Origin of the sequence: Hoylesella pleuritidis (assembly GCF_963541955.1) — a bacterium.
Lineage (GTDB): Bacteria > Bacteroidota > Bacteroidia > Bacteroidales > Bacteroidaceae > Prevotella > Prevotella pleuritidis.
Genome location: NZ_CAUTUT010000021.1, coordinates 1 through 25981, shown reverse-complemented (window position 1 = coordinate 25981; position 25981 = coordinate 1). Strand labels below are relative to the sequence as shown.

The window sequence follows — 25981 nt, the reverse complement described above, 5'->3', positions numbered from 1 at the left end:
GAGTTCAGTACCCAACTAAATTCCAAAGCAGATAAAGTGAATTGAAGCATTGTAGAGCTCTCTATGGGAGACGATGAGAAGTCCTATGAGAGTAGGGAACAGGTATAGGAGTAGTGGGGTACAAGTCCTATACTTCCCATTGAAAAGAAAATTGGTCGTTTTTGTGACAAATTAAAAATACTGTTGTGCTATTTAGAAAGTGTAGATTGCTTTTTCGCTGATTGACTATTAAATTTTCGGTACCTATTCAGTATGTCAATGTCAAGAGAATAAATTTCGGTAAGGGCAAAACAGTGTAATGATGTACATAACCTTTTGCGATCACGATTATTTTGTGTACTTTTGTGCAGTTTGATTCGATAAAATTCAGGAGTAAATGACAACATTATATTTGGTGCGACATGGCGAAACTGTGGACAATGCCCGTCAGATCTTGCAGGGACAGATGCCTGGGACTTTGAATGTAACGGGTATCAGGCAGGCCGAAAGCGTGCGTGACAAGATGTGTGCGACAGCCATCGACGCTTTTATTTCCAGCGATTTAGCTCGCTCTTATGCTACGTGTAAGATTATCGCAGCGCCTCATCACAAGGAGGTGAAGACGAGTAAACTGTTGCGCGAGCGCGATTGGGGAGATTTCACGGGGGCTTTCATTCCCGATCTGACAGGTAAAGAATGGCCTGCCAATGTCGAAACGTTGGACGCGATGAGGGTGCGGGCCCGCCGATTCTTGAATAAACTCAGAGTTGATTATCCCGGTCAGACCGTGTTGGCAGTGGGACACGGCATCATCAATAAGGCTATTCAAAGCGTCTTTTATGACAAGCCGATGAACGAGGTACCCAAGATGGAGAATGCGGAGGTGCGGGTCTTGAAGCTTTGAATAAAAACAGAAAGGGGAACTGCCTCTCACAGGCTGTCCCCTTTCACTCATTAATAACTCTCTGATTTATTTACTTCTTAATTATTGTTTATCCTTATTCAAACTTTCATTGATCCTATTGACTCGATTTAGAGCATTTGTTTTTATAATTCTATAATTTGGAAGGCTGGCTTCTTTATCGTCGTCCGCCGAAATGTCCGCCGCTGTTCCCGCTATCTCCACCACCAAAGTTGCGGGTGGGTGCTGTATTCCCATTGTTGGAACTGCGTGTGGAAGTATTGTTCCCGCTGTTGCCGAAACTTTTGCTCGGAGTACCGTTACTGAATCCTCCAAAACTGCGCGACGGCGGGTTGATTGATCGTGCGGGTGCTGACCGGTCGGAAGAACCACTGAAATGGCCTGATCCGAATGTCCTGTTCGGAGATGAACTGCCGCCTCCGAAGAAATTGCGGCGTGTTCCTGATCCGCCGAATTCTCTGTGATTATCACCCGAACCGTATCCTACGGTAGTTCTTGTACTACTCTCTCCGAAAGATCGTATGCGGTTGTTGCCGGTCGATTCCTGTCCGAACGAGTGTGAACGGTTAGTATCGTAGTTGCCGTTTCCGAATGAGTGAGGGCGGTCTGTATTTCTGCTTCCGCCTCCGAATGAACGGTGTTGCTCGATGTTGCGAGTTCTTTCTCCGAATGAGTGGTTACGGCCGAAAGTATTGCTACGCTGATATTCACCGCTGTTCTCATATCGGATGAATCGTGGGTTATCTGGATTGCCAATCATTCTTGACCCTCGTCCGAAGTCGCCCCGTACGAATCCATCTCGCATCCCGATATAATTTTCGTCATAACGGGGACCGAATGTGCGTCCGCTGTACCAACTTTGTCCGCCGTTCATCCGCCAACTGTGGTCTCCGCAATATACACTGAAAAATGTTGGACGTCCGAAATAGAAATAATCTCTGTGCGGATAGCGGGCATAAATACTAAAATGCCAGTAGCCGTCGTTCCGATACAACGGTCGATAGAAGTAATTTGCTGCACAATAAGCACGGTATTGCCAATCAAGCAGAATGTAACCGAGGTCTATATTGCGCTGTCGCCAACATCGTCCGTATAAATCTGTATCGTCATCGATACTCATCAGATAGTCGAGATTAATCTCGTAAGCCGCCTCGTACTGATCATCTGTCAGATTCAGTTCGTAAGCCATCTTATCGGTAAGGAACAAAGCCTGCTCTCTTGCCTGTCGATAGCTCATTGCATCGGCTCCGATCGTCATAGACAACAGTGCTGTGAGGATTATCATACACTTCTTCATAATTGTAGGCTTTTAAATTCTTGATTCCTTTTCTGCTGCAAAGGTAGTGGAAGCTGGCGGTCGGCGAAAGGGATTTTCCCTACATAGACAAGGATTTTCCCTATACAATATAATAAAAAAAGCCTGTCAGCGTTGAATGATTGATAAATAAAGGATAAATGGATAAACGTTTCTTACTCCTATTAACAGTGATGGTGTGTTCGGTTGTCCGAGCGCAAAGACAGGATGACGGATCGAAACCGATACACCCGGTAGCCGGACTTCATTATAATATTGAGATGCAGGCGTCGGGTGCTAAGGGACAAACGCCGCTGTGGTTGAATGCCAATCGTTATGGATTGAGTTCGCTTGAACGGGCGAACGGGTATTTACGCACAGCATTCGTGCGGCCTTTGCAGACGGACTCGGGGCGTAAGTGGGCACTCGGTTACGGTATTGATGTGGCTCTTCCGTATCATTACACAAGTAAGGTTGTGGTTCAGCAGGCTTTTGTTGAACTAAGATGGCTTCACGGAACATTGTCCGTAGGGAGTAAACAAGTACCTATGGCCCTTAAAAACAATGCGTTGAGTAGCGGTTCACAGGCCTTGGGTATCAATGCGAGACCTGTTCCGCAGGTTCGTCTGTCGCTTCCTGATTATTGGACATTACCTTTCGGTAATGGCTGGTTGCATCTGAAAGGGCATCTGTCGTATGGAAAGATGACTGACGATGCGTGGCAACAAGAGTTCACCGATCGCAAACAGCGGTATGCTGATGATGTGTTGTTTCATAGTAAGGCAGGCTATCTGAAACTGGGTAATAGTGAGGTATTTTGTCCTTGGTCATTGGAATTGGGGTTGGAAATGGCTTCCACGTTCGGCGGAACGGCTTATTTACCGAAAAGTGACGGTTCGTTGCAGGTTGTGAAAGGTGGGACGGGACTGCGAGATTATTGGAAGGCCTTGGTGCCTGGAGGTTCTGAGGTGATTGAAAAGGGTACGGTCTATCAAAATGCGGCAGGAAATCAGTTGGGCAGTTGGCTCGTTCGAGTGAACTATGAATCTGAGATATGGCGTTTAGGAGCTTATGCTGACAAGTTTTTTGAGGACCACTCGGCGATGCTTCAATTAGATTATGACGGTTACGGAACGGGAGATGACTGGAATAAAAGAACAAAACGGCGCTACTTGCTTTATGATTTCAAGGACTGGATGCTGGGAGTGGAGCTGAATTTCAAATACAATCGTTGGTTGAGGAATATAGTTCTCGAGTATATTTATACCAAATATCAAAGCGGACCGGTGTATCATGACCATACGCCGGCTATCTCAGACCATATCGGAGGTCGTGACAACTATTACAATCATCATATTTATACCGGCTGGCAGCATTGGGGGCAGGTGATGGGAAATCCCCTGTTCCGTTCGCCTATTTATAATCGAAATGGTAAAATCGATGTTGCTAATAACCGATTTGTGGCGTATCATCTGGGGTTTGACGGTTGGCCAACCGATAAATTGGCTTATCGTGTACTCGCAACTTATCAAACGGGTTATGGAACGTATGTCGATCCCTATACGAAACCGCATCACAATATCAGCATTTTATTGGAATTAGATTGGAAACTACGTCACGACTGGCGTGTGAAAGGAGGCTGTGCAATGGATGCAGGATCGATTCTGGGGCATAATTACGGAGTTCAACTGACCGTGTCTAAATGTGGAATCTTTAATTTTAAATAAGAAATGAAACGAAATATTCAATTATTGGTATACAGTCTTATTGTGAACGGGGTGCTTACAGCTTGTGATTTAGAGACCGAGAAAGCCGGAAGAGTTGAAGGAATGTGGCACTTGGAGCAAGTAGACAGTTTGCAGACAGGCAAGGTTTGTGATTTGTCGGGGCGGCGATTGTTTTGGTCTTTCGAACGCAAACTGATGAGTCTGACCGATGCCGATGGGCATAATGTCGAATATCTGATGCGTTTTGAGGATACAGGAGACAGTCTCTGGGTGTCCGATCCCTATGAATCGAATCGTGAAAAAGGGGATATTGCAGTATCGGATGCCGCAGTTCTCCATCCTTACGGTATAAACTCGTTGACCGACCGATTCAAAATAGAGCGTCTGTCAGGTAAGAGGATGCTTCTTTCCACATCTCGTTTGCGTCTCCGTTTTCGTAAATTCTAATGTGATGAGAAGTTTGACTGATATATAAATGATAAAAATCTCATCAGAAAGTTAGCAAATATTATCTCTGCGGAAATAAAAGACGGAATGTCTTTTGGGCTATCAAGATTTGTTTAAGATTCAAGTTAAAGGAACATTTCTTGTCAATGGACAATCTGTATAAGATTATTTTCTTCGTAATAGGGTAGAGATTAGGAGATAAGAATAATAGTGCCAAACAACAGACAACCTTTCGTTGCTTATTGTTCGGCACTATTGACTTTGCTTTGGGTGGAGGGTGGGGCTCGAACCCACGACATTCAGAACCACAATCTGACGCTCTAACCAACTGAACTACATCCACCGTATTAGTTGTTTTATGCTATTGAAAGCGTTTGCAAAGGTATAACATTTCTTTGGTATTACCAAATTTTTAGTGTATTTTTTTGTTTTTCATTTGTCGTTTCTTATATATCTGTAACGGGTTTACAACAAAACGATAGAAAATGGAAATTTATCCCTTTATTAAGGGAAATAGCTTGATAATCATTTATATATAAAGTCTGTTTTGTTTAATGATTAATCGCCTTGTAATTAGCCGTTTTTTACATGCTGATTAGCAGTTAATTAAAATGAGAGGAAATAATGGGTGTTCGACCGTTCATTGTGAGATATCTTGTTTATGGTATCGTTTTGCTGCGCACGAACTCGTCGAATTGAGGACGAAAGCCATTGAAAACGCTGATATCCACTTCTCCGTGGATGCCTCGGATGCGGCCATCGGGGCAAAGTTGCCAATATACCAAGCGCACGTCGGGCTTGTACTCGCCGTAGCGAGCAATCCAAACGTCGTATTGTTTTTTGATGTCCGGGGCCAGCGGTAGGTATCGGTTGACAAACATCTGACTGACATATAGCACGGGGCGGGCGCCTATTCGCCGGTGAACGATGCGCAACCACGTGCGGATATGATTGAAAAGTACCTCTGTCCCACCCATTCTACGGATCTGGTCTGGCGTCGGTTCTACATCGAGAACAGGTGGAAAATCGCCCTTTCGGAAGTAACTATGTCGCAGAAAGAACGCGGCCTGTACCGTAGGATGGCTCAATGTGGAAAGGAAATGATAGCTACCTACGTGTAAACCATGGGCTTTGGCTTGCCGATAATCGGCCGAATAATATGGATTTCGCACTGTTTTTCCCTCGGTCGACTTGATATAGATGAACGAAACGGGGTAATCAACAGTTCCGCTGACACGTTTTCGGCTGATCGTTCCTAAATGTGCGATGCGGATTCGATTCCAATGGATGGCGTAATAGCGCTTACCGGCAATGTGTTGATATTTGGAAATATCGATGCCATAGATGCGTTCTGAGGTGTAAAGCACGCGCTCTCCATAGTATTTATCGCGTTTCCATTCACCGGCTTTGATGTGGTGGTGAGCTGAAAGGAGGAATCCGAACCCATCGCGGCGGTCGTTTTGCCATCTGCCTTCATACGTGTCGCCGTTGGCATAGATGTATCGGCCGTGCCCGTGAGCCATTCCTCGCCGGTCCATCTGTCCGATATAGATACCCGAAGTGTCGCGCCGTGTGCCGCTGATGAGTGTGTCTGCGTGCCAGATTCCATTGATGGTACGCCCTAGGCTGTCGTGACTCAGTCCGCGACCGCAGCGTTTTCCAGCCCGCCATTGCCCCGAATAAATGAGGCTGTCGCCGATACTGAGCTCGCCATAACCGTTGAATCTCCCCTTGAGCAGTTCGCCCATATAGTGTGTTCGACCGTTGGTTCGTGTTCCGATGCCTGTAAAAGTGCTTTGACTTTGCTGCTTTTGACTGCTGTTTTTGTCGTTGCACGCAAGGAGAAGAAACGTCAGTAAAAGTGTGAGTAAGCCTGTGATGAACTTCTTCATAGCTTTATTTCTCCTTCTCGAAGAGGTGAGACACTTGCCGTCGGCTGATGAGTCGACCGTTGGAAAATATTCCGACAAACGTTCCGTTGGCTGAAAACAGCGGGGCACCGTCGGTCACTAACAACTTCGGGAATCCATAAACACGACCTCGCCGACAGCCGCCCGCAATGTGTTGAGGGTGTAGCGAGTGGGCCGAAATAGGTTGGAAAGCGATTCCCGGATGGCTGACTGATTTGACGACAGGCGTTATTGGTCGTCTCCAAGGCAGCAGATGTACTGTGCAAATACCGTCAGGTGTCTGCCTGTCAGCGGTTTGTAACAGTACGAGCCCATTTCTGGTGTCCCGTCGAACGAGTTTTGCGACTATTCGATGCGGGGTTTTCCTGTTGCTATAATATAATAAGGTGTAAATCCGCCGCCGACGAATCGTAAGCTGGGAAAGGTCTGTCAGCTGTTTGAGTGCGGACAGAACGCTGTCCGCGTGTTGTCGTTCGGTTTGCAGCTGGGTAGCATATTGTGATATAGAATGAAATCCTTCGTCCTGCACGTCGTGCACACGGAGATAGTAATCGAGTTCGTCCGTAATGCTGATCAGACTGTCCCGATGGGCCGTGAACATTGTTTTAAGTCGACCGATAACGAGGCTTGTCACCGTGGAATCCGTGATTCGGTCGGGCGAAGTATCAATTCCTGCTGTCACGATGCAGCCCCGGCAAGAGGGCAGTAGCGGATAGCGGTTGATCCAAAAGCCCACCGTGAAGCGTCTGTTTTTATGCAATGAGTCTTTGATTGTTGTGGCATCGGCAAGCGAAGAAGGCGAGTTAATGTCGCCGACGAACAGTTTTGGCTTTCCATCGATGCCGATTTCATCATACGATTGCTCCTCAATCACGGTTGTACAACGCAAGATTTCCTCGTCGGAATACCTGAACGAGTGCCACGCAAACCCGACCGCCACAGCGACGATTATTGCAAGCAGAATACCGAAAAACAGCTTTTTACGATGGATTTTCATAGCCTTGTGGCCTTGTTTCGCAGATAATTGTCGAGGACAACCATTGCAGCCATCGCCTCAACGATAGGCACTGCGCGCGGCACCACACACGGATCGTGCCGTCCTTGGGCCTTGAATCGGGTGGGAGAGCCGTCTGTTTTCACTGTGTCTTGCTGCATCATAAGTGTTGCCACGGGCTTGAATGCCACGCGAAAATAAATATCTTCTCCGTTGCTGATACCTCCTTGGATGCCTCCACTGTGGTTGGTCACGGTGTGAATATGTCCGTTTTCGCCGGTAAAGACGTCGTTTTCTTCATCGCCGAAATGTGTAACGGCATCGAAACCATTGCCGTATTCAAAACCTTTTGCAGCGTTGATACCTAGCATTGCGGCGCCAAGTTGTGCGTGAAGTTTACCGAATTCGGGTTCGCCCAAGCCCACAGGGCAACCTCGAATGATACAGGTAACAATGCCTCCGACAGTGTTTCCCGTTGCTTTTGTGTGCAGAATGAGGGCCGCCATACGTTCGGCCGTCTCGGGATCGGGGCAACGTACGCTGTTGGTCTCGGTCTTTGAGAGGTCGTAATGCCTGTAATCGTGTTCCAAGGCGATATCGCCCACTTGCGAAACATAGGCTTCGACGGTGATGCCGAGCTGTTTCAGGGCCAGCTTGGCCAATGCTCCGCCTACACAACGGGCCACGGTTATACGCGCCGATGAGCGTCCGCCGCCGCGGTGATCACGCAAACCGAATTTCTGAAAGTAAGTGAAATCGGCGTGCGAAGGCCGAAAGAGGTTGCATATATTGTCGTAATCGTCTCTGTGCTGATCGCTGTTTCGGATGACGAATCCGATGGGACTGCCTGTTGATCGCCCCTCGAATATGCCGCTGAGAAACTCTATCGAATCGGTTTCCTGCCTGCTCGTGGTAAGCGAACTCTGCCCCGGCCGACGTCGATTGAGTTCGTTTTGAATGAAATCCAAATCAATTTCGATGCCTGCCGGATAGCCGTCTACGATGCCTCCAATGGCTTCTCCGTGGCTCTCTCCAAACGTTGTGAGCGTTAAAAGCGCGCCGAATGTGTTACGCATTAGTGTTTATGTCCGCAGCGGCATTCGTGATTGTGGTCGTGATGATGGTGCCCGCAGCCACAACCTTCACCTTCTCCGTGGTTGTGATGGTGATGCCCGCAACCGCAACTGCAACCTTCTTCTCCGTGCATATTGTTTATAATGTTTTGAATTTCTTCGTTGGTAGCCTCGCGATTTTCGATGACCTCGCCCTCGAAACGCAGTTCTTTACCGGCCAACGGATGATTAAGATCCATTTTCACCTTGTCTTCTGAGATGTCGAGTACGCGTCCGTTGAATCGATGGCCGTCCTCATTCTGCAAAGGAACAACGGCTCCTTGAAAGATGTTTTCACGATCGAAATGACCGTTGATGGTGAAAATCGTCTTGTCCAAATCTAATACGTGCTCCTCGGAATACGGTCCGTAGGCTTTGTCCGGTGTGAGATTGAAATCGAATTTCTCGCCTTTGGTCAGCCCGCTGATAGCTTTTTCAAAGTCGTCTAAGGTGATATTGAATCCGCTCAGAAACTGAAACGGCTTGTCGGTTGTGGCTTCTTCCACTAACTCTTGCTTACCGTCGGCGATGGTATAGAGCTTGTATGCCACGGCAATGAACTTGTTGGGTTGTTGATCCATTTGTTATCGGTTGTTTGATTTTGTGTACAAAGATACGTATTTTTATGGAGACTCGGCAGCGTGTAACGGATAATTTGTCATTGATTGTAGGTATTCTGTTTCTCATTAACGGCTTTTCGTTTTGGGATTAACTGTTGATTGCGCGACGTTTAACCATTAATTACACGGCGTTTAACGGTTAAATGCACGATGATTAATGGTTAGTTGCAAGGTGTTTAACGGTATTTTAAAGTGTAATGAAAAGCAATCGGTTTGTTGACTGATGTGTACTTAATAATAGGTATTTTATCAAAATCCCTATTTTTAGGTATTGTGTTATTTCTGTTTTGTCCGTATCTTTGCAGCGTTGTTAAGAAAATAATTGACTAAAAACATTCAGACAATGAAAAAAACAATTGTAGTATACGGTTCCTCTACGGGAACTTGTCAGAGCATTGCAGAGACAATTGCAAGTAAATTAGGTGTAGAAGCTATTGACGTTACAAAGTTCGACGCCGACGTTATTGCTGCAAACGATAACCTCCTTTTGGGTACTTCCACTTGGGGAGCAGGTGAGTTGCAGGACGATTGGTACGACGGCTTGAACGTATTGAAAGCTGCTGACCTTGCAGGCAAGACCGTTGCCGTATTCGGTTGCGGTGATTCCGAATCTTATTCAGATACTTTCTGCGGTGCGATGGCTGAAATCTACAATGCTGTTAAGGATGCAGGCGCAACTTTGGTAGGCGAAGTTTCGACCGACGGTTATACTTACGATGACAGCGAAGCCGTTGTAGATGATAAGTTTGTAGGCCTCGCTCTCGATGATGTCAATGAAGACGACAAAACCGAAGGACGTATCGACGCTTGGCTCGAAGCTATTAAGCCTGCTCTGTAAAGAGCCGATTACCTAATCGTATAGCCGTATGATGCAGACAGATTTGATGTCAGCCGATTTGAAAGTGCTGATGAATCACATATACGAATATCAGAAAGGCGTGCGCCGAATGGTGCTCTATACTTTCAACCGGCGGTATGAAAAGCTGGCCGTTGAGCGTCTCTCGCATCAGCATATCGACTATATCATCCAACCGGTGGGCACAGATCGGATGAATCTTTTCTTCGGTCGGAAAGAGTGTTTGGATGCAATCAGGATTATGGTAACACGCCCGCTCAACCAGCTTAGCCCCGAAGAGGATTTCATTTTGGGTGCAATGCTCGGTTATGATATCTGCGCGCAGTGCGAGCGTTATTGTGAACGCAAGTGTCGTTCGTGCGAAAACGCAGTATGATTGTAGGATAAACTTTAGATCTTGTTCGCTAAATGTAATTCATAATGTTTTTGTATAATGCCGGGGTTAGCTGTGAAGCTGACCCCTTGCTGTTTATGATTGTCCGGCAAATGATTTTCTTTTAGCTTTTGATTCGTGTCTGTCGAATTTTCATTACCTTTGCAGTATGAATCTAAACAATGTGTTCATACGATGAAAAAGACTTTACTTTTGATGGCGACTTTACTGATGAGCTATATCAGTTTGGCGCAAGAGGCATACCGGCCGACAGTCGAAAACCTCAAAGCTCGTGAACAGTTTCAGGACGAGAAGTTTGGTATCTTTCTCCATTGGGGACTTTATTCGATGATTGGTGCAGGCGAATGGGTAATGAACAATTGGAATATCAATTACCGGGAATACCCTAAACTGGCTAAGACTTTTTATCCGTCAGACTTTAATGCAGATGCTTGGGTGTCGGCAATCAAGGCTTCCGGTGCGAAGTATATCACCGTTACGACGCGTCATCACGATGGTTTCTCGCTTTTCAAAACGGCTGCCAGCACTTATAACAGTGTAGATGCGACGCCTTTCAAGCGCGATATCATCAAGGAATTAGCCGACGCTTGCAAGCGGCACGACATCAAACTGCACCTTTATTATTCGCATCTCGACTGGGGACGAACCGATTATCCGATGGGCAGAACAGGTCGCGGCACAGGTAGGTCGGCAGGAAAGGCCGACTGGTCGGCCTATTATCGTTTTATGAATATGCAACTTACAGAGCTGCTTACACATTACGGACCCGTCGGTGCGATATGGTTTGACGGCTGGTGGGATCACGACAGTGATGCGAAACCATTCGACTGGCAGTTGCCCGAGCAGTATGCGATGATTCATAAGCTACAACCTCAGTGTCTCATTGGCAACAATCACCACCAAACTCCGAATGCAGGCGAGGATATACAGATATTCGAACGCGACCTACCCGGTGAAAACAAAGCTGGTCTTTCGGGGCAAAGTATCAGTCGATTGCCGCTCGAATCGTGTCAGACAATCAATGACCACTGGGGCTATTCGATAACGGACAGCAATTATAAAAAGCCGAAAGAGCTGATACATATGCTCGTTCGGGCAGCCGGAAAGAATGCAAACTTGTTGCTGAATATCGGTCCTGAGCCCGGTGGAAACCTTCCCGCGCTTGCGCTCGACCGTTTGAAAGCTATCGGTGAATGGATGAATCGATACGGGAATACCATTTACGGTACGCGTGGCGGCATTGTTGCACCGCACGATTGGGGTGTAAGTACACAGCGAGGGAACCGACTTTATATCCATATTTTGGATTGTCAGGATGCGAATTTATTCATTCCGCTCGGCGGTCGCAAAGTAAAGAGCGCCTTGGTTTATGCCACTGGTAAGCGAATGAACTATACTAAGACTGGCGACGGCATAACACTCAACCTCGGAAAAGTGCCCACCGACATCGATTACATCGTGGAATTAACGCTTTGATGAGTGCTGATCTCTTTGGCTAAACGGCGTTTAAAGGCTGCGTAATACAGTATGCCGGCCGTCGTCAAGCCAAAGGGAAAAGCCAACCAGACGCCTACCAGTCCCATATTCAAGGTAATTCCGAAGAGGTAACCCAATGGAAGCGAAACGATAAAGTAGGCAAAGAAAGCGATGTACATCAGCGGTTTGACGTCTGAAAGGCCGCGCAGCGCATTGGAAAAGACACATTGCAAGCCGTCGCCGAACTGGTAAACGATGAGCACAATGATTGTCATTGCCACGAGATGGCATACTTCTGCACTGTCGGAAAACAAATAGCCGATGATATTTCTCGACAAACCAACTGGTAAAGAGACGGCCATTGCGATGAGCAATACCAAATGAAAGCCCGCGTTGGCACTGCGTTGGGCAGCCGTATAATCGTGTTGCCCGTTGAAATAACTGATTCTTACGGCCACAGCTGCACCCATTCCGTAATATACCAAGAAGAAAAACTGCGAGATAGTCATCATTATTTGGTGGGCAGCCAATGCCGTTGCGCCGACCCATCCCACCATAATACTCGACAAACTGAATGCTGCCGATTCCATCCCCATCTGTAAAGCGAGGGGCCATCCCAACTTGTTTTGCTCAAGAAATGCAGTTCGGTTCACTTTACCTTGTATGAAACCGACTCGATAAATGCGGTATCGCTTACTAAGAAAAAATATTGCCGCGAATACAATCGTCATTATTACACGCGATAACATCGTTGAGATACCTGCTCCGAAAAGACCCAATTCGGGTAGTCCCAACTTGCCGTAAATGAGCAGATAGTTACCGATGATGTTGAGAATGTTACCCCCCAAGAGTATCCACATCGGTGTACGAGTGTCTGTAATGCCGTCGGAAAACTGCTTGAAAACATTGAACCAGCACACGAAAGGAAGCGAAACGAATAGCACCAACAGATAAGGACGCATCAAAGGAAGCAGTTCCGTGGGCTGGCCGAGGTTTCCTATGTTTGCGTAAAGCATCGTAACGACAGCCCCGAGCAGCAAAGCCAGAAGCGAGTTTGCCGCTAAGGCATTCTTCACCGTCTCTCCGATGCGGGACGATTGTTCCCTGCCGAAGAGATTTCCGACGATAGGTGTGAGGCCGTAAGAGAATCCGAGACCGAACAAAAGCACCAAGTTGAACATATTATTGACGAATGCCGCCGCGGCCAACTCATCTGTTCCGTGGTGTCCGATCATCAAAGTGTCGGCACAACTGAGCAGTATCGTGCCTGTCTGTCCGATGATAATGGGCAGTCCGAGTGATGTAAGTGATCGATAATGTGTGATATATTGACGAACCTGAAAACGTTTCATAAGATGTGCAAAGTTACGAAATAATGTCCGGAAACTTTCTTCCGGTCGAGAAATAATACTAATTTTGCTCCCGTAAAGTAAACAAAACAGAATTAGAGTCATATGAAAATGAAATTCATTGTGATGTCGTTGCTGACTTCGATTGTTGTGTCTTGCGGAACGACTTCTACTGTTCCGATCACCGGGCGTAAGCATTCGCTGCTCGTAAGTGATGCCCAAATCTTGAGTTTAAGCAATCAAGAATACAAGAAATATATGCAGACCGCTACGCGATCGACCAACACTGCTCACACAGCAATGGTGCAACGGGTGGGGCGGAAATTGGCAAACGCCGTGGAAACTTACCTCCGTAATAACGGAATGGGTAGTGAAGTGCAGAATTTCAGTTGGGAGTTCAACCTCGTGCAAGATAAAAGTGTCAATGCGTTTTGTATGCCTGGCGGCAAGATTGTGGTGTATGAAGGCCTGCTTCCAGTTGCTCGCGATGAGGCGTCTTTGGCCGTTGTGCTTGGTCACGAGATAGCACACGCCGTGGCGAAGCATTCTGCCGAGCAGATGTCTAAGCGTATTCGGCAGTCTTATGGCACGCAGATTGGCGGTACGGTGTTAGACGCGCTCGGTGTAGGATCGGGCATTACGTCGGTCGCTCAGGTTGCCGCGGGCCAGTTCTTTTCGTTTAAGAACTTGAAATATTCACGTGAAAACGAGACCGAAGCTGATAGAATGGGACTGATTTTTGCTGCTATGGCGGGATACGATCCGCGTGTTGCAGTGGGCTTTTGGCAGCGAATGGCCGCTCAAAACGGTGGAGGTAATTCGTCGGATATGTTCAGCGACCATCCTTCTGATGCCAAACGCATTGCCGCCATACAACGGGATATGCCCGAGGCGATGAAATATTATCAGGGTGGAAATGCTTATTCCGATTCGCCGCACGGTACAAAGGCCAAGCAGAAAACGGCGAAATCGAACGGATCTGTATCGGTATCCGATCTCTATAAATCGTCTTCCCGAAAACGATAAACGTCTTTTGGCCTTGCAATTAACCGTTGATTGCGATGTATTTAATGGTTAATTGCCTTGCGTTTAACCGTTAGTCGCCGTACAGTTAATGGTTAATTGCGAGACATTAACGGTATATATCATAATTCTTTGGTACAGAAAAGCGTATGACGATGTTGAAATCATACGCTTTTTATTGTGAAAAACTCTGCGACAAGCCCTCGATTCTCGATTAAATTCTTTATTTTTGCAGAGATATTAAGCTTGTGATTATGGAGATATGTATTGTTGCGGGGGCACGTCCGAACTTTATCAAGGTGGCCCCTATTGTGAAAGCAATTGACAAAGCCAGGTCGGAGGGGCAGGATATAGACTTCACATTAGTATATACAGGGCGTAAAGACGATCCTACTTTGGAGTCATCCATCTTTGAAGATTTGCAGATTGGACGCCCGGATGTGTACCTCGGTGTGGACTGTGAGAATCTGAACGAACTCACAGGACAGGTGATGTCTGCCTTTGAACGCTATTTGCAGGCACACAAAACAGATGTGGTACTCGTCGTAGACGATCTTGCTTCGACACTCGCAGCAGCCATCGTAACCAAGAAGCAAGGGCTGACGTTAGCGCATCTTGTGGCCGGTACGCGGTCGTTCAACATCCGAATGCCCAAGGAAATCAACCGACTTGTCATCGACGGATTGAGCGATCTGCTTTTCACTGCGGGCGAGGGGAGCAGCAGTATAGCGTCGCGTGAGGGAGCAGAACTGTCTAAAATCTATATGGTGGGTAACATTCTGATGGACACGTTGCGGTTTAATCGCAATCGATTGCAACGTCCCGCCGTGCTCGACAAGCTCGGCATAAAAGATTATCTCGTGTTTACGCTTAACCGCAAGGCACTGATGGCTGACAGAGAGAATCTCCGTCGGATGCTCGCCGGTATGCTGTCGGCTGCCGAACGTCTGCCTATCATCGCTCCGTTGCGTGAGAAGGCTGCCGAAACGTTGCGTGAATGCTTACCCGAGAGAGCCGATATGTTCCATGTGATAGCTCCATTGAGCTATTTGGAGTTCGGTTATCTCACGGCCAATGCACGCGGAATTATTACCGATTCGGGTAATGTGGCCGAGGAAGCAACGTTCAACGGCGTGCCTTGTATTACGCTTAACAGCTACACTGAGCATATAGAGACGGTGAAAGTGGGCTCTAACGTGCTCGTGGGTGAAGACTCTATGCGTCTCGCTGAGGCTGTGACGGACATCGTGCAAGGGCGTTGGAAGAAGTGCGGTCTTCCTGAACGGTGGGACGGAAGGAGTGCTGAGAGAATCATAAGATGCCTTATTGAACTGCACGGCGAGTCTCACTCTCGGCCGCTCTCTTGTGGAAAAGGAGAGTAAACAGCCCTTCTTTTGTTTTTCTTGAATGAATATTCAGATTGCATATTTCAATAAATAATCTTATCGATAGTGTCTCTCTATGCGTCTTCTTTCCTTTGGAGGGAGTTGGGGAGACTGTCGTTTGAAAACTGGTTTGCTATGAAAAAGATTGCATTAATTACTGGAGCGACAAGCGGAATAGGTGAAGCTTGTGCCCGAAAGTTTGCTCAAGGCGGTTACGATTTGATTTTGACAGGGCGTAATCAGTCTAAGTTGGACGCCTTGAAAGCATCGTTAACGGCATTGGGGACCGATGTGTTGACACTCGCTTTCGATGTGCGTGACCGACGGGCGGCTACGAATGCCGTTTCTGCTTTGAGCGATCGGTGGCGCGATGTAGACGTACTCATCAACAATGCAGGGCTTGCCTTGGGTTTGGAAAAGGAATATGAGGGCGATTTCGATGATTGGGAAACGATGATTGACACCAATATTAAAGGACTGCTCACGATGACTCGCCTGATTGTTCCGCATATGGTGAAACGCAATCGGGGGCACGTTATCAACATTGGGAGCGTTGCCGGCGATGCAGCTTATGCCGGCGGCAATGTCTATTGTGCTACAAAGGCTGCCGTGAAAACCATTACCGACGGTTTGCGTATCGACCTTGTGGACACTCGTGTGCGTGTAACCAACTTAAAACCCGGCCTTGTGGAAACCAATTTCAGTGTTACCCGTTTTCACGGAGACAAAGAGCGGGCCGATGGTGTGTATCGAGGTATCCGACCGTTGACGGGCGATGATATTGCCGATACGGCTTTATATGCAGCCAATGCGCCTGAACACGTACAGATAGCTGAAGTTCTTATCCTTGCCGTTCACCAAGCTAACGGTTCCGTTTGCAGCAAAGATCCTGAACGGGAGGAATGAGAAGAAAGATTGTCTCACCACCGGTCCCTCTCCAAAAGGAGAGGGGAGAAGTATTCATTAACTTGTAAATTTATCGTATATAAGTTATCTGTCCTGGGGCAGAAAATGCTCTGTGCATCGGTATAGGGGGCGATCGGCATATTGTTCTATAAGCGGATATTATCTCCAAAGAAATAAAATAAAAAATGATTTGTATATAATTGATTTTCAATTATATACAAATCATTTTTCAATTAACAGCTACTTGTCTTGTAATTAACGGTTAGATGCGCTACAACTAACTGTTAAACGTGCTGCAATTAGCCGTTAAACGTCTTGCGATTAACGGTTAAACACACGTCGTTTAACGGCTTTTCGCAAGACGGTTCATAATTGATTGATTATCAGATTCAATGTACCTGTCGCCTGATCCATTCGCCAACGGCCTCGTAAGCACTTCGTTCCTCCTGATGCTGAGGCTCTGCAAAGGTCATCTCATCCATCTCTTCGCCGAATTGATCGGGGAAAATGATGATGAGATTGGTGCCGGAAAAATGGCGAGTAAGCTCTTCCGGTAAACGTTCTAACGCCGTTTTGTAAGACACGGTGCCCTTACGAGCCGTGACAACGACAAAGAGATGATCTTCGGCAATGGTTCCTGCAAGGCGTGGAAGTTCGTTCCAGTGATCCATTGTGGTGTAATCTACGCGCAGACTCGGGTTCCGATTGCGGACATATTCATTGATGAGTGCCAATGTGTCGGTACGTCCGTGAAACTGAATGCGGCACTCTAAATTGCATGCCACGCGTGAGAGGCGTTCTAACCAGCGGTAAAAGCCCGGCTCGAACTGCGCTCGAGACGGCACAGCTACCTGTATGCGACGAATCGTGTTGAGTGGTTGGCGCAAGCGAACCATCATTATCTGTCGGCTCAATCCATTGAAAAGACTTTGGTGGAATTGTCCCCAAAATCCCGAAGAAATATCCTTATGCATATGCATCCCGATGATAATTTCGGATGCCTGATACTCTTTGAAAGCATGTTTGATGCCGTTTGCGATATTAGCCGCTATGCGAACTTGTGTCTGCATCATTACATCTGCGGCACTGGCATAACGTGTGAGTTGCTCAAGCAGGCGTCGACCTTTTTCCTGGTTGCTGCGCATCTGTGCGTCGTCGTAGACTACATTGAGTCCGATCAGTCCGCGTCCGAGTTTCGGATTGCGCATCATTATGGCCAAAGAAACCAAACTTGTGGCATATTCTGGATACTTCACAGGGATGAGAAGAGTCTCGTCATCGGTTTGCTCATCGTTATCCGTCGGCAACTCTTTGTCTCTGAGGGTGATTTGTTGGGCTGCTCTTTCGGTGACGATGCTCGAAACGATACACGTGAAAAGAATCATCAGGATGACGGCATTCAACACACTGTTGTCGACTATGGGTTGTCCGTCAGCCGTTTGTAGGCGCATTCCTACCATAATCATTGCAATTGAGCCTGCCGCGTGGGCCGAAGTGAGGCCGAACATCATATTGCCCGACGACAGCGGAAGCCGAAAACTGAAACTCGAAAGATAGGCAGCAAGGGCTTTTCCAAATGTTCCTGCGACTGCCAGACATACCAACACCCAGAGGATTTCACCCCCTTCAAACAGCAATCGCACATTAATGAGCATTCCGACACCGATGAGGAAATAAGGAATGAACAGTGCGTTGCCGATGAATTCGATGCGATTCATCAGCGGTGAGATGTGAGGGATATAGCGATTGAGAATTAAGCCCGAAAGGAATGCACCGAGAATACCTTCTAATTCGATGAGTTCGGCCAGGGCAGCACTCATAAACAGCATTGCCATAATGAATATAAACTGCATCACGGCATCGCTATATCGACGCAGAAACCAGCGTGTAAACCGCGGAATCAGCAGTATTAATGCAGTACAGAACAATGCAAATTTTAGGCCGAACCATATCCAAAAGGTGATGCCTCCGTGCTTTTCGGTGACTGCCGTGAGTGTAGCGAGTGCCACAAGAGCTAAAAACAGTGACAGTATAGAGGCTCCGACGCTGAGCGAAACGCTTGGTTTTCGTTGTAATCCGAAGCGTCCTACGATGGGGTAAGCAATCAAAGTGTTGGAAGCCATAATGCAACTCAACAATAAAGATCGCATCGATCCGTAGCCTAAAAGCATTGTACAGGTGAAGTAAGTCAGGCCAAAGGGGATGACGAAAGTGAGAAGTCCGAATGTCAGCAGTCTGTATTTGTTTTTTTTCAGCCCTTCGTTGTCCATCTCCAAGGCTGCAAGGAACATTATATAATATAGTCCCACTCTGCCGAAAAGTTCAAACGAATTGTCGCGGATGAGTATATTGAGACCGTATTGACCTATGATGACCCCGGCGAGAACCATCCCGATGATGTGCGGAATACGTAATTTGCCCATTACAATAGGTGCAGACAGAATGATCAACAGTACTACGAGGAAAATCATTGTCGGACTCGTGATGGGGAGGTAATGTGAGATGTCGGGCATAAAAGCAGTCAGTGAATCTGTTTGAGACCACAAAGGTGCGAAAAAAATATCAATTCCGAGCGTAATTCTCACGGAAAGTTGTATTTTTGCAAGGCATTTATGTTTCATTCATTAAATTGATAAGCAGATGAAAATAGCGATTGTTGGTGCAAGCGGTGCAGTGGGGCAGGAGTTCCTTCGCATACTTGCCGAGCGGAATTTTCCGATAGATAACCTCGTACTTTTCGGTTCGGAGCGCAGCGCCGGACGTACATATACATTTCAAGGAAAAGACTATGAAGTGAAACTTTTGCAACATAACGACGACTTCAAGGATGTAGATATTGCTTTTGTTTCGGCAGGCGGTGGTACGTCTAAGGAGTTTGCGGACACCATTACCAAGTATGGCACCGTGATGATCGATAACTCTAGTGCTTTCAGAATGGACAAAGACGTGCCCCTTGTGGTGCCCGAATGCAATGCAGAAGATGCACTCGATCGGCCCCGCGGTATTATTGCAAACCCCAATTGTACTACGATTATGATGGTGGTGGTGCTGAAACCTTTGGAGAATCTGTCTCATATCAAGCGCATTCACGTGGCAAGCTATCAGAGTGCAAGCGGTGCTGGTGCGGCTGCAATGGCCGAGTTGGAGCAGCAATATAAAGAGATTGGTGAAGGAAAGCCTATTACTGTGAATAAGTTTCCGCATCAGTTAGCTTATAATGTGATTCCGCAGATCGACGCCTTCACCGATACCGGTTATACAAAAGAGGAGATGAAAATGTTCAACGAGACGCAGAAGATTCTGCACAGCGATGTGAAATGTTCTGCGATGTGTGTGCGGGTAAGTTCGCTCCGGTCGCATTCCGAGAGTGTTTGGATAGAGACTGAGCACCCCATCAGCGTGGAAGAGGCACGGCGGGCCATTGCTTCTGCTCCGGGTTGTACTCTGAAAGACGATCCCGATCATCTCATTTATCCGATGCCTTTGGAAACAGCTGGCAAGGATAATGTATTTGTTGGTCGTGTGCGTAAGGATTTATCCGATGATCACGGACTTACTTTCTGGCTCAGTGGAGACCAAATTCGTAAGGGTGCGGCATTGAATGCGGTGCAGATAGCGGAGTATTTGATTCGCGTAGGAAATGTGATATAGAATGCAGCAGGCTGTCATTCGGCCTGCCGTTCGTCTTTTATCAAAAGATAAAAGCAAGATGTGGAGATGAAGTTTCGCAGATATCTGATGTGCGAAATGAATGGAGGCAGTTTGCGAGGAGATAGCCCGAACTTTTGTTGGTAGTGCGGATTGATGAGCCATAATTGTCTGTTGACGATGCGATAGCGACAGATGCGCAGCCTGTTTTCAAACAGTTCGATGGGTGTTCGGCACGACTTGATGTCAAGGAGTTCGTTGATTGTTTCTTCCTTTTCGTGAGCGAGGCGAAGAATACGTGTATATAGTACGTTGGGAAGTAAGTGAATAAAGGGTAAATGTGCACAAAGCCTGTTTCGACAAGTCTGTTGATGTCCGCCGAAAGGCATTTGCCAAGCGGGAAAAGCGATGAATATCACTCCGTGAGATTTTAAGAAACGTCTTGCGTAAGACAAGAAACAGACTTTGTCTGCAATGTGTTCGATAACGTCGTGAAGCAGAATGACATCGTATTTCTCTGTTTCTTGATCGGGTGGTGGTAATTGGAAGAAGTCTCCGATCGTGAAAGTGCCGTGACTATCGTGTGTCAAGAACAACTCTTTGGCCTGTTTAATGCGGGACGAAGACAAGTCAATGCCCGTCACATCGCACCCGAGTTGGGCGAAAGGAAACAAGTTCCCACCTTCTCCGCAACCTATTTCAAGGATGCGTTCTCTGCCTGTTATTGATTTGAATTGCTTGATATAAGGGAGGTAATGACTGCGAGCCGTGACCGCAGACTCCGTAAAATAGGTTGCTCGATCCGTGTGTCTTCTCTGCATAATTGTCTGTTTGTCTTAATGAAATCTTTTTACATAAGATTCAGTAAATGACAAAAGACTTTCTGTGTAGTCGTTAAATGTTGTAAAGCTAATACTTGATTCTGATTCCGAAAGGTATTGTTAGGTTCGTACGTTGCACGTTGAACGGTGTATAAATACCGCTGCCGTTACGGAAATTATAGTTTAGATTGGGTTCGATGAATATGCCGATAGTAGGTGTGAAGTTATATTGTAAGCCTAAGCCGGTGCTTACCGACCATTGTAATGGGGCCGAAATGTGCATCAATTCTTTATAAGCCAGATTCCAATCCACAACATATCGAATTTCATTATGGGCATAAATCGGGATGTAAAGCTTTACTCCGCCCGAAAGATAAACACTCCAATGTCGGCCAAAATCAATGTGATAGATTCCTTTAACGGGGATTCCGATGTATCGAATTTGTTGTTGTTCTTTGGTAAAATATCCGTTTTCGCCGGTTAGAACATCTGTTTTTGTCTTCGTATAACCGATTCCTGCTCCTGCATTCCAGTGTTGGCCGAGAGCTTTGTCGACCATTATCTCGAACGTCAGAGGTATATCGAAGTGTTTGTATTGCCGTATTTCGCCGTGATTATGACGAGCAATCGCCAACAGGAAAGGAACTTTGGCATCATTGGAAGTTGTTGATAACTGTGCGATATAGTCTGCGTAGTGCTCCCATCTTTTAAAAGATTCCACAGGTAAGGTGGCATCTGATGTAGCATCTTGGGGTGAAATTGCGTAAGTTTGAGGGAGGGCGGGCAGACTGTTGGCGGCCGTTTTCCTACCCGACTCATAGCGTACAGACAGATACCATTCATCGCTCTTTCTTGTGCAACTCGTCGTATAGGGGGTATGGAATTGTTGTGTATAATCCTCCTTTGGAGTGATGGATGGGTGACTGATGTTGAGGATTGAGTCTTCGATTAGTCGTGTAGTGTCGATCGTTGTTGTATAATTGATACTGTCTGTCGTGGTCGGATGATTTGCAAATGTAGGCCGAAACGAAGACGATAGTTTGCTCAAGCTATTCGATTGTCGGGTAAGAGATTGTGAAATACCGGATTCTTTACTTTCGTGTTTGATAGGAATGGCTTCGCTTTTTCTCTTGATTACAGACTCCTTACCCATTTCTTCTGACTGTGAAAGTTCGTATGTGAGCAGATACCAAACGGGAATTACGACGGTGAATAGAAGTAAAATCAAACGTTGGTATTCTGCTATCATCTTCTTTAACTTACTTTTTGCAACGAACAAAATTGATGAAGAAGTGTGCGGTTTGATGTGTAACAGTGCCGAAATCTCCTTGTGCGACAGCCCTTCGAGTACTGATAGCTTAAAGATATTGCGATAACTCTCCGGTAGATTGTTTATCATTCGGATGAGTGTTTCAAAAGAAAGTAAGTCGATCAGGGTGTTTTCAGTATCTGGAAAGGTGTCATCATTTATGTCATTCAAGGATAAAGTCTGCCTGTTTTGCGACTTCATATATTCGTAAGAAAGATTGATCGTGATGCGATTCATCCACGCTGTGATGCGACTGCTGTCTTTGAGTGAGTCGAGTGACGTAATGATAATGATGAATGCATCGTGAACAATGTCTTCCGCGGCCTGTTCATTGTGGACAATACGACGGCAAATCTTCTTTAATCTCGGTATATTCAGTCTGTATAATGTGACTATTGCTGCATCATCTCCATCTTTGCATCTCGCCACTAACTCCTCAATCTCCATTTCATTTAGTACTATTGAATTAATATGAAGATGACGAATCATATCAAAGACTTGCTGAAATACCTCGAATTTAACTTTTATTGTATCGGGAAAAGCAAATCAAAAACTTCATAAAGTGAGGTCGATCTCTGCCTTTATGAAGTTCTCTTAGTTGTAAATGTGTTATCTGCTTACCGTGCAGCGATACATTCTACCTCTACTAATGCGTTTTTGGGTAGTGTTTTGACGGCAATAGCCGATCGAGCTGGGTAAGGTTCGTTGAAAAACTCAGCGTAAACCTCATTCATTGCGGCAAAATCGGCCATATCAGAGAGGAATACTGTGGTTTTAATTACGTGCGAGAGATCTAATCCTGCAGCCTTCAATACGCTCTGTGCGTTAGTCAATGATTGGCGGGTTTGCTCTTTGACACCACCCTCGACGAATGCATTGGTGGCGGGATCAATGGGTAGTTGGCCTGATGCAAATACGAATCCGTTGGCTTCGATAGCCTGACTGTAAGGCCCCACAGCCTTGGGGGCGTTGTCTGAATGTAGTGCTTTCATTTTCTTTTTGTTATGTTTTTGCAAAGATACAACTTAAATTTGAAAAATAAAACGGAATAACCGATGAAAATAATAGAATCGATTTAAAGTATTTTCTGATAATAGTTATTATCTTTGTAACATCTATTCAGCTTGCTGCTGTGAGTCAGGTGACGGAGTATTAACAGTATGGCTATTACTTTTATGGCAACATCGGTTATCGTTTTCAGGTTTACCGAGGTTTCTTTTTTCGTATAGGAGTGAGTCCGTCGTTCAACTTCGGGGGGATAGTGCAATCGACAAAAGCCTCTTTTATCCCTATCTTAGTTTCGGATATTCCTTTAAATGACAGAACAAAAGCGTCTGATTCACCCTCATTCTGTATCGATATATAAATTGGTGCAGAATTGTTTTAAATGCTATTAAATCTATCTGACAGCGTATAAAAACACTAAAAAGTCTATTGTTATTCAAAAAATAGCTCTTATTCCTGCTTAAATGTAATAAAAACCATTGTAAATTGATAAAAAAATACTATCTTCGCATCGAACTGTTACATATTAATATGAACCTCTTTAATACTAACAAAGAAAACAAAACGGATTTGACGAAGAATAATATCATCAAATTCTATATTGCAAATGGGAACTCTACGATTTATGATCTCTCGCAAGAGCTGAATCTGAGTGTGCCTACTACCACAAAGCTTGTCAATGAGATGTGTGCTGAGGGATATGTCCGAGAGTATGGGAAATTAGAAACCAGTGAGGGAAGACACCCCAATCTCTATGGTGTTAATCCTGATTCGGGTTACTTTGTGGGCGTAGATATCAGTCATTCGGTGGTAAATCTCGGTCTGATGGACTTCAAAGGCGATCTGGTTGATCTTCAAATGAATGTTCCTTGTTGCTTTGAAAATACGCCGGAAGCGCTTGATGGGCTGTGTCGGGTGGTTAATGAGTTTATCGAACAGTCGAGTATCGATAAGCAAAAGATACTCAACGTGCATTTCAATATCCCCGGTCGCGTGAATCCGCAGACCGGTTACAGTTACAGTGTATTTAATTTCTCGGAGACTCCGTTAACAAAAGTGCTCTCAGACAAAGTCGGTTATCCCGTGAATATCGATAATGATTCACGTGCAATGGCCTATGGCGAGTTTATGAAAGGTTGTGTGAAGGGCGAGAAAAACGTACTTTTTCTGAATGTAAGTTGGGGGCTCGGAATGGGAATCGTTATCAACGGGCGATTGTACAACGGTAAGTCAGGTTATGCCGGCGAATTCGGTCACGTGCATCTGTTTGAGAACGAAGTGTTGTGTCACTGCGGAAAGAAAGGCTGTTTGGAGACGGAGGCTTCGGCATCTGCTTTCTATCGTATCGTGACGGAACGCCTGAAAAACGGCGAGTCATCGCTTTTGCAAGACAAATCTTTCACCATTGACGATGTGATAGATGCTACTAACAGCGAAGATGTGTTATGTATCGATGTGGTAGAGGAAATCGGTCATAAGTTGGGTGAGGCTTTATCTGCCCTGATTAACATCTTCAATCCCGAGTTGGTAGTCATTGGCGGCTCGATGGCACTTACCGGTGATTACCTGTTGCAACCTATCAAGACGGCCATTCGCAAATATTCGCTCAATTTATTGATACGCGACACCTGCATTTGTCTGTCTAAATTGAAAGATAAGGCGGGCGTAATTGGTGCTTGTATGTTAGGCCGCAATAGGTTGTTTGATAAATGATGAATGGGAGAGTAGAGTTGACAAGTATATGAGTTCAACTTTCGCTCGCGTCGATTACCGTTATCAGACTCGTTGCCTTGATGGAATTTGGCAGAATGAAGCCCGATACGGAAGGGTAATCGCTAATCCGTGATTAATTTTGTACTCATCCCTCCCCCCTCACAAATATTTTGCGGCGGGGCGAGCCCACGTTGCGGAGTTTTCCCTCGGCCTCGAGCCGGCGGGCGATGCGATAGGCAACGGAACGGCAAATATGGAGGGCAGACGGCAGGTCGTCTACGACAATGAACGAAGAGGAGGCAAAGAGCTGGTCGAGGGCAGCGTCTATCTCCTTGTCTGTGGGCGTGGTGTGCGGTTCGCAGAGATTGGTTCTGTTCTCAAACTGCGTGTCGCTCAGTTCGGTGAGCAATTGCTTCTCGGGGCGGAATCTCACCGTCCGTACCTGTGGGTTGAGCAGGCGGAACTTGTGGCTGCGTGGGTCCTGGTAGACTTCGCCCTTGACGGATAGAGAAAAGTAGCCCAGCCCGGGCAGATGGACGCAGTTGCCGCACTTGAGCTGCATAACCATCTCGTATTTCAATGCTTCGACCATACCCACGAGGTCGGCTATGGTCATTGCCGTTGCTCTCTCGATGTGCACGCCCATTTGCCTGAGGCCTACGGTTTCATACTCGTCGATTACTGCCCGTAGGTCTTTGTTGTGCGGGAGCTTCCCGCCTGTCTTTAAGAGTTTGTAGGGTACTGCCATTGTCTTCTTTCTATTTTAGTTGATTTGTCATTGCTTTCCTTATATAACGACAAGATGGGTTGTATAGGATTTGCTTTCGTCGATATACTTAGACTATGATATTATCTCCGTGGAAATAATATATTCTCTCCGTGGTGATAATCTATTATCTACACGGTGATAATATATTGTCTCCATAGAGGTAATATTATTATCACGGTACAAAGATAATTATAATTATAGAATAAACAGAATTATCGTCCTATAATATTTATGATTGCCGCGTAATATGTGCGATTCTCGGACTAAAAACTGTACTTCATCTTCACCCACGCTTCGGAGTTCTTACCATACATGGCAAACT

At 46.1% G+C, this 25981-nt stretch carries 22 protein-coding genes and 1 tRNA gene; 11 read left to right on the top strand and 12 right to left on the bottom strand.

Annotated elements, in window-relative coordinates:
• Positions 1 to 376: 376 nt before the first annotated feature.
• Positions 377 to 883, top strand: a complete 507-nt coding sequence (locus RWY97_RS08860; RefSeq protein WP_315566730.1) for a histidine phosphatase family protein — start codon at positions 377 to 379, stop codon at positions 881 to 883.
• A gap of 175 nt (positions 884 to 1058) precedes the next feature.
• On the opposite strand, the gene RWY97_RS08855 is transcribed toward RWY97_RS08860, so the two are convergent.
• On the bottom strand, positions 1059 to 2198 hold the full coding sequence (locus tag RWY97_RS08855; protein ID WP_315566728.1) for a hypothetical protein: 1140 nt from the start codon (positions 2196 to 2198) through the stop codon (positions 1059 to 1061).
• Positions 2199 to 2356: 158 nt separating this feature from the next.
• Between RWY97_RS08855 and RWY97_RS08850 the strand changes: the two genes are divergently transcribed.
• The gene (locus RWY97_RS08850; protein WP_315566727.1) at positions 2357 to 3922 is read left to right on the top strand and encodes a capsule assembly Wzi family protein; all 1566 of its coding nucleotides are present in this window, start codon (positions 2357 to 2359) and stop codon (positions 3920 to 3922) included.
• A 3-nt stretch (positions 3923 to 3925) separates the two neighbouring features.
• The gene (locus RWY97_RS08845; RefSeq protein WP_315566726.1) at positions 3926 to 4369 is read left to right on the top strand and encodes a lipocalin-like domain-containing protein; all 444 of its coding nucleotides are present in this window, start codon (positions 3926 to 3928) and stop codon (positions 4367 to 4369) included.
• Positions 4370 to 4637: 268 nt separating this feature from the next.
• On the opposite strand, the gene RWY97_RS08840 is transcribed toward RWY97_RS08845, so the two are convergent.
• The 5 genes from RWY97_RS08840 to RWY97_RS08820 form a co-directional block, all read right to left on the bottom strand.
• A tRNA-His gene (locus RWY97_RS08840) sits at positions 4638 to 4713 on the bottom strand.
• Positions 4714 to 5028: 315 nt separating this feature from the next.
• The gene (locus RWY97_RS08835; RefSeq protein WP_315566725.1) at positions 5029 to 6261 is read right to left on the bottom strand and encodes a GH25 family lysozyme; all 1233 of its coding nucleotides are present in this window, start codon (positions 6259 to 6261) and stop codon (positions 5029 to 5031) included.
• Between the two features lie 4 nt (positions 6262 to 6265).
• Positions 6266 to 7276 (bottom strand): hypothetical protein, encoded by a 1011-nt coding sequence (locus RWY97_RS08830; protein ID WP_315566722.1) that lies wholly within the window; start codon positions 7274 to 7276, stop codon positions 6266 to 6268.
• Complete coding sequence (aroC, locus tag RWY97_RS08825) at positions 7273 to 8349, bottom strand: chorismate synthase (protein WP_315566721.1); 1077 nt, start codon at positions 8347 to 8349, stop codon at positions 7273 to 7275. Before aroC ends, RWY97_RS08830 begins: the two co-directional genes overlap by 4 nt.
• The gene (locus RWY97_RS08820) at positions 8349 to 8966 is read right to left on the bottom strand and encodes an FKBP-type peptidyl-prolyl cis-trans isomerase (protein ID WP_021583543.1); all 618 of its coding nucleotides are present in this window, start codon (positions 8964 to 8966) and stop codon (positions 8349 to 8351) included. The genes aroC and RWY97_RS08820 overlap by 1 nt, the downstream gene beginning before the upstream one ends.
• Before the next feature lie 382 nt (positions 8967 to 9348).
• Between RWY97_RS08820 and fldA the strand changes: the two genes are divergently transcribed.
• From fldA to RWY97_RS08805, 3 genes are all read left to right on the top strand, one after another.
• Positions 9349 to 9843 carry a flavodoxin FldA gene (gene fldA, locus RWY97_RS08815; protein ID WP_315566720.1) on the top strand — a complete coding sequence of 165 codons (495 nt, stop codon included), beginning with the start codon at positions 9349 to 9351 and terminating at the stop codon, positions 9841 to 9843.
• A 28-nt stretch (positions 9844 to 9871) separates the two neighbouring features.
• Positions 9872 to 10237, top strand: coding sequence for a DUF2023 family protein (locus RWY97_RS08810; protein ID WP_021583553.1), 366 nt, complete (start codon positions 9872 to 9874; stop codon positions 10235 to 10237).
• A 192-nt stretch (positions 10238 to 10429) separates the two neighbouring features.
• The gene (locus tag RWY97_RS08805) at positions 10430 to 11731 is read left to right on the top strand and encodes an alpha-L-fucosidase (RefSeq protein ID WP_315566719.1); all 1302 of its coding nucleotides are present in this window, start codon (positions 10430 to 10432) and stop codon (positions 11729 to 11731) included.
• On the opposite strand, the gene RWY97_RS08800 is transcribed toward RWY97_RS08805, so the two are convergent.
• On the bottom strand, positions 11707 to 13083 hold the full coding sequence (locus RWY97_RS08800; protein ID WP_315566718.1) for an MATE family efflux transporter: 1377 nt from the start codon (positions 13081 to 13083) through the stop codon (positions 11707 to 11709). The two genes, RWY97_RS08805 and RWY97_RS08800, sit on opposite strands and share 25 nt — an antisense overlap.
• A gap of 102 nt (positions 13084 to 13185) precedes the next feature.
• On the opposite strand from RWY97_RS08800, the gene RWY97_RS08795 reads away from it, so the two are divergent.
• The 3 genes from RWY97_RS08795 (at position 13186) to RWY97_RS08785 (ending at position 16394) form a co-directional block, all read left to right on the top strand.
• Positions 13186 to 14106: a M48 family metallopeptidase gene (locus RWY97_RS08795; protein ID WP_315566717.1), complete on the top strand. Its 921-nt coding sequence runs from the start codon at positions 13186 to 13188 to the stop codon at positions 14104 to 14106.
• Positions 14107 to 14357: 251 nt separating this feature from the next.
• Complete coding sequence (locus RWY97_RS08790; protein ID WP_315566716.1) at positions 14358 to 15485, top strand: UDP-N-acetyl glucosamine 2-epimerase; 1128 nt, start codon at positions 14358 to 14360, stop codon at positions 15483 to 15485.
• A gap of 138 nt (positions 15486 to 15623) precedes the next feature.
• Complete coding sequence (locus RWY97_RS08785) at positions 15624 to 16394, top strand: SDR family NAD(P)-dependent oxidoreductase (RefSeq protein WP_021583109.1); 771 nt, start codon at positions 15624 to 15626, stop codon at positions 16392 to 16394.
• Between the two features lie 389 nt (positions 16395 to 16783).
• Here RWY97_RS08785 and RWY97_RS08780 read toward each other — a convergent pair whose 3' ends face one another.
• Entirely contained in the window at positions 16784 to 18907 is a 2124-nt protein-coding gene (locus tag RWY97_RS08780) for a cation:proton antiporter domain-containing protein (protein WP_315566715.1), read from the bottom strand.
• Positions 18908 to 19034: 127 nt separating this feature from the next.
• On the opposite strand from RWY97_RS08780, the gene RWY97_RS08775 reads away from it, so the two are divergent.
• A complete protein-coding gene (locus RWY97_RS08775) occupies positions 19035 to 20045 on the top strand; it encodes an aspartate-semialdehyde dehydrogenase (RefSeq protein ID WP_315566714.1) in 1011 nt (336 codons plus the stop codon).
• Between the two features lie 14 nt (positions 20046 to 20059).
• On the opposite strand, the gene RWY97_RS08770 is transcribed toward RWY97_RS08775, so the two are convergent.
• From RWY97_RS08770 to RWY97_RS08760, 3 genes are all read right to left on the bottom strand, one after another.
• Entirely contained in the window at positions 20060 to 20863 is an 804-nt protein-coding gene (locus tag RWY97_RS08770) for a class I SAM-dependent methyltransferase (RefSeq protein ID WP_315566712.1), read from the bottom strand.
• A gap of 88 nt (positions 20864 to 20951) precedes the next feature.
• The gene (locus RWY97_RS08765; protein WP_315566710.1) at positions 20952 to 22619 is read right to left on the bottom strand and encodes a sigma-70 family RNA polymerase sigma factor; all 1668 of its coding nucleotides are present in this window, start codon (positions 22617 to 22619) and stop codon (positions 20952 to 20954) included.
• Positions 22620 to 22789: 170 nt separating this feature from the next.
• Positions 22790 to 23164: a RidA family protein gene (locus tag RWY97_RS08760; RefSeq protein ID WP_021583099.1), complete on the bottom strand. Its 375-nt coding sequence runs from the start codon at positions 23162 to 23164 to the stop codon at positions 22790 to 22792.
• A gap of 544 nt (positions 23165 to 23708) precedes the next feature.
• On the opposite strand from RWY97_RS08760, the gene RWY97_RS08755 reads away from it, so the two are divergent.
• Positions 23709 to 24890: an ROK family transcriptional regulator gene (locus RWY97_RS08755; RefSeq protein ID WP_315566752.1), complete on the top strand. Its 1182-nt coding sequence runs from the start codon at positions 23709 to 23711 to the stop codon at positions 24888 to 24890.
• A gap of 145 nt (positions 24891 to 25035) precedes the next feature.
• On the opposite strand, the gene RWY97_RS08750 is transcribed toward RWY97_RS08755, so the two are convergent.
• The gene (locus RWY97_RS08750) at positions 25036 to 25638 is read right to left on the bottom strand and encodes an HU family DNA-binding protein (RefSeq protein WP_273176486.1); all 603 of its coding nucleotides are present in this window, start codon (positions 25636 to 25638) and stop codon (positions 25036 to 25038) included.
• Between the last annotated feature and the right edge of the window lie 343 nt (positions 25639 to 25981).

Excerpts from the sequence above, each read along its gene's own strand:
- RWY97_RS08750 (WP_273176486.1), bottom strand. The coding sequence starts at position 25,638 with ATGGCAGTACCCTACAAACTCTTAAAGACAGGCGGGAAGCTCCCGCAC.
- RWY97_RS08820 (WP_021583543.1), bottom strand. The coding sequence starts at position 8,966 with ATGGATCAACAACCCAACAAGTTCATTGCCGTGGCATACAAGCTCTAT.
- RWY97_RS08845 (WP_315566726.1), top strand. The coding sequence starts at position 3,926 with ATGAAACGAAATATTCAATTATTGGTATACAGTCTTATTGTGAACGGG.
- aroC (WP_315566721.1), bottom strand. The coding sequence starts at position 8,349 with ATGCGTAACACATTCGGCGCGCTTTTAACGCTCACAACGTTTGGAGAG.
- RWY97_RS08850 (WP_315566727.1), top strand. The coding sequence starts at position 2,357 with ATGGATAAACGTTTCTTACTCCTATTAACAGTGATGGTGTGTTCGGTT.
- RWY97_RS08755 (WP_315566752.1), top strand. The coding sequence starts at position 23,709 with ATGAACCTCTTTAATACTAACAAAGAAAACAAAACGGATTTGACGAAG.
- RWY97_RS08780 (WP_315566715.1), bottom strand. The coding sequence starts at position 18,907 with ATGCCCGACATCTCACATTACCTCCCCATCACGAGTCCGACAATGATT.
- RWY97_RS08830 (WP_315566722.1), bottom strand. The coding sequence starts at position 7,276 with ATGAAAATCCATCGTAAAAAGCTGTTTTTCGGTATTCTGCTTGCAATA.
- RWY97_RS08790 (WP_315566716.1), top strand. The coding sequence starts at position 14,358 with ATGGAGATATGTATTGTTGCGGGGGCACGTCCGAACTTTATCAAGGTG.
- RWY97_RS08775 (WP_315566714.1), top strand. The coding sequence starts at position 19,035 with ATGAAAATAGCGATTGTTGGTGCAAGCGGTGCAGTGGGGCAGGAGTTC.
- RWY97_RS08800 (WP_315566718.1), bottom strand. The coding sequence starts at position 13,083 with ATGAAACGTTTTCAGGTTCGTCAATATATCACACATTATCGATCACTT.
- RWY97_RS08785 (WP_021583109.1), top strand. The coding sequence starts at position 15,624 with ATGAAAAAGATTGCATTAATTACTGGAGCGACAAGCGGAATAGGTGAA.
- RWY97_RS08860 (WP_315566730.1), top strand. The coding sequence starts at position 377 with ATGACAACATTATATTTGGTGCGACATGGCGAAACTGTGGACAATGCC.
- RWY97_RS08760 (WP_021583099.1), bottom strand. The coding sequence starts at position 23,164 with ATGAAAGCACTACATTCAGACAACGCCCCCAAGGCTGTGGGGCCTTAC.
- RWY97_RS08835 (WP_315566725.1), bottom strand. The coding sequence starts at position 6,261 with ATGAAGAAGTTCATCACAGGCTTACTCACACTTTTACTGACGTTTCTT.
- RWY97_RS08810 (WP_021583553.1), top strand. The coding sequence starts at position 9,872 with ATGATGCAGACAGATTTGATGTCAGCCGATTTGAAAGTGCTGATGAAT.
- RWY97_RS08805 (WP_315566719.1), top strand. The coding sequence starts at position 10,430 with ATGAAAAAGACTTTACTTTTGATGGCGACTTTACTGATGAGCTATATC.
- RWY97_RS08795 (WP_315566717.1), top strand. The coding sequence starts at position 13,186 with ATGAAAATGAAATTCATTGTGATGTCGTTGCTGACTTCGATTGTTGTG.
- RWY97_RS08765 (WP_315566710.1), bottom strand. The coding sequence starts at position 22,619 with ATGGAGATTGAGGAGTTAGTGGCGAGATGCAAAGATGGAGATGATGCA.
- RWY97_RS08770 (WP_315566712.1), bottom strand. The coding sequence starts at position 20,863 with ATGCAGAGAAGACACACGGATCGAGCAACCTATTTTACGGAGTCTGCG.
- RWY97_RS08855 (WP_315566728.1), bottom strand. The coding sequence starts at position 2,198 with ATGAAGAAGTGTATGATAATCCTCACAGCACTGTTGTCTATGACGATC.
- fldA (WP_315566720.1), top strand. The coding sequence starts at position 9,349 with ATGAAAAAAACAATTGTAGTATACGGTTCCTCTACGGGAACTTGTCAG.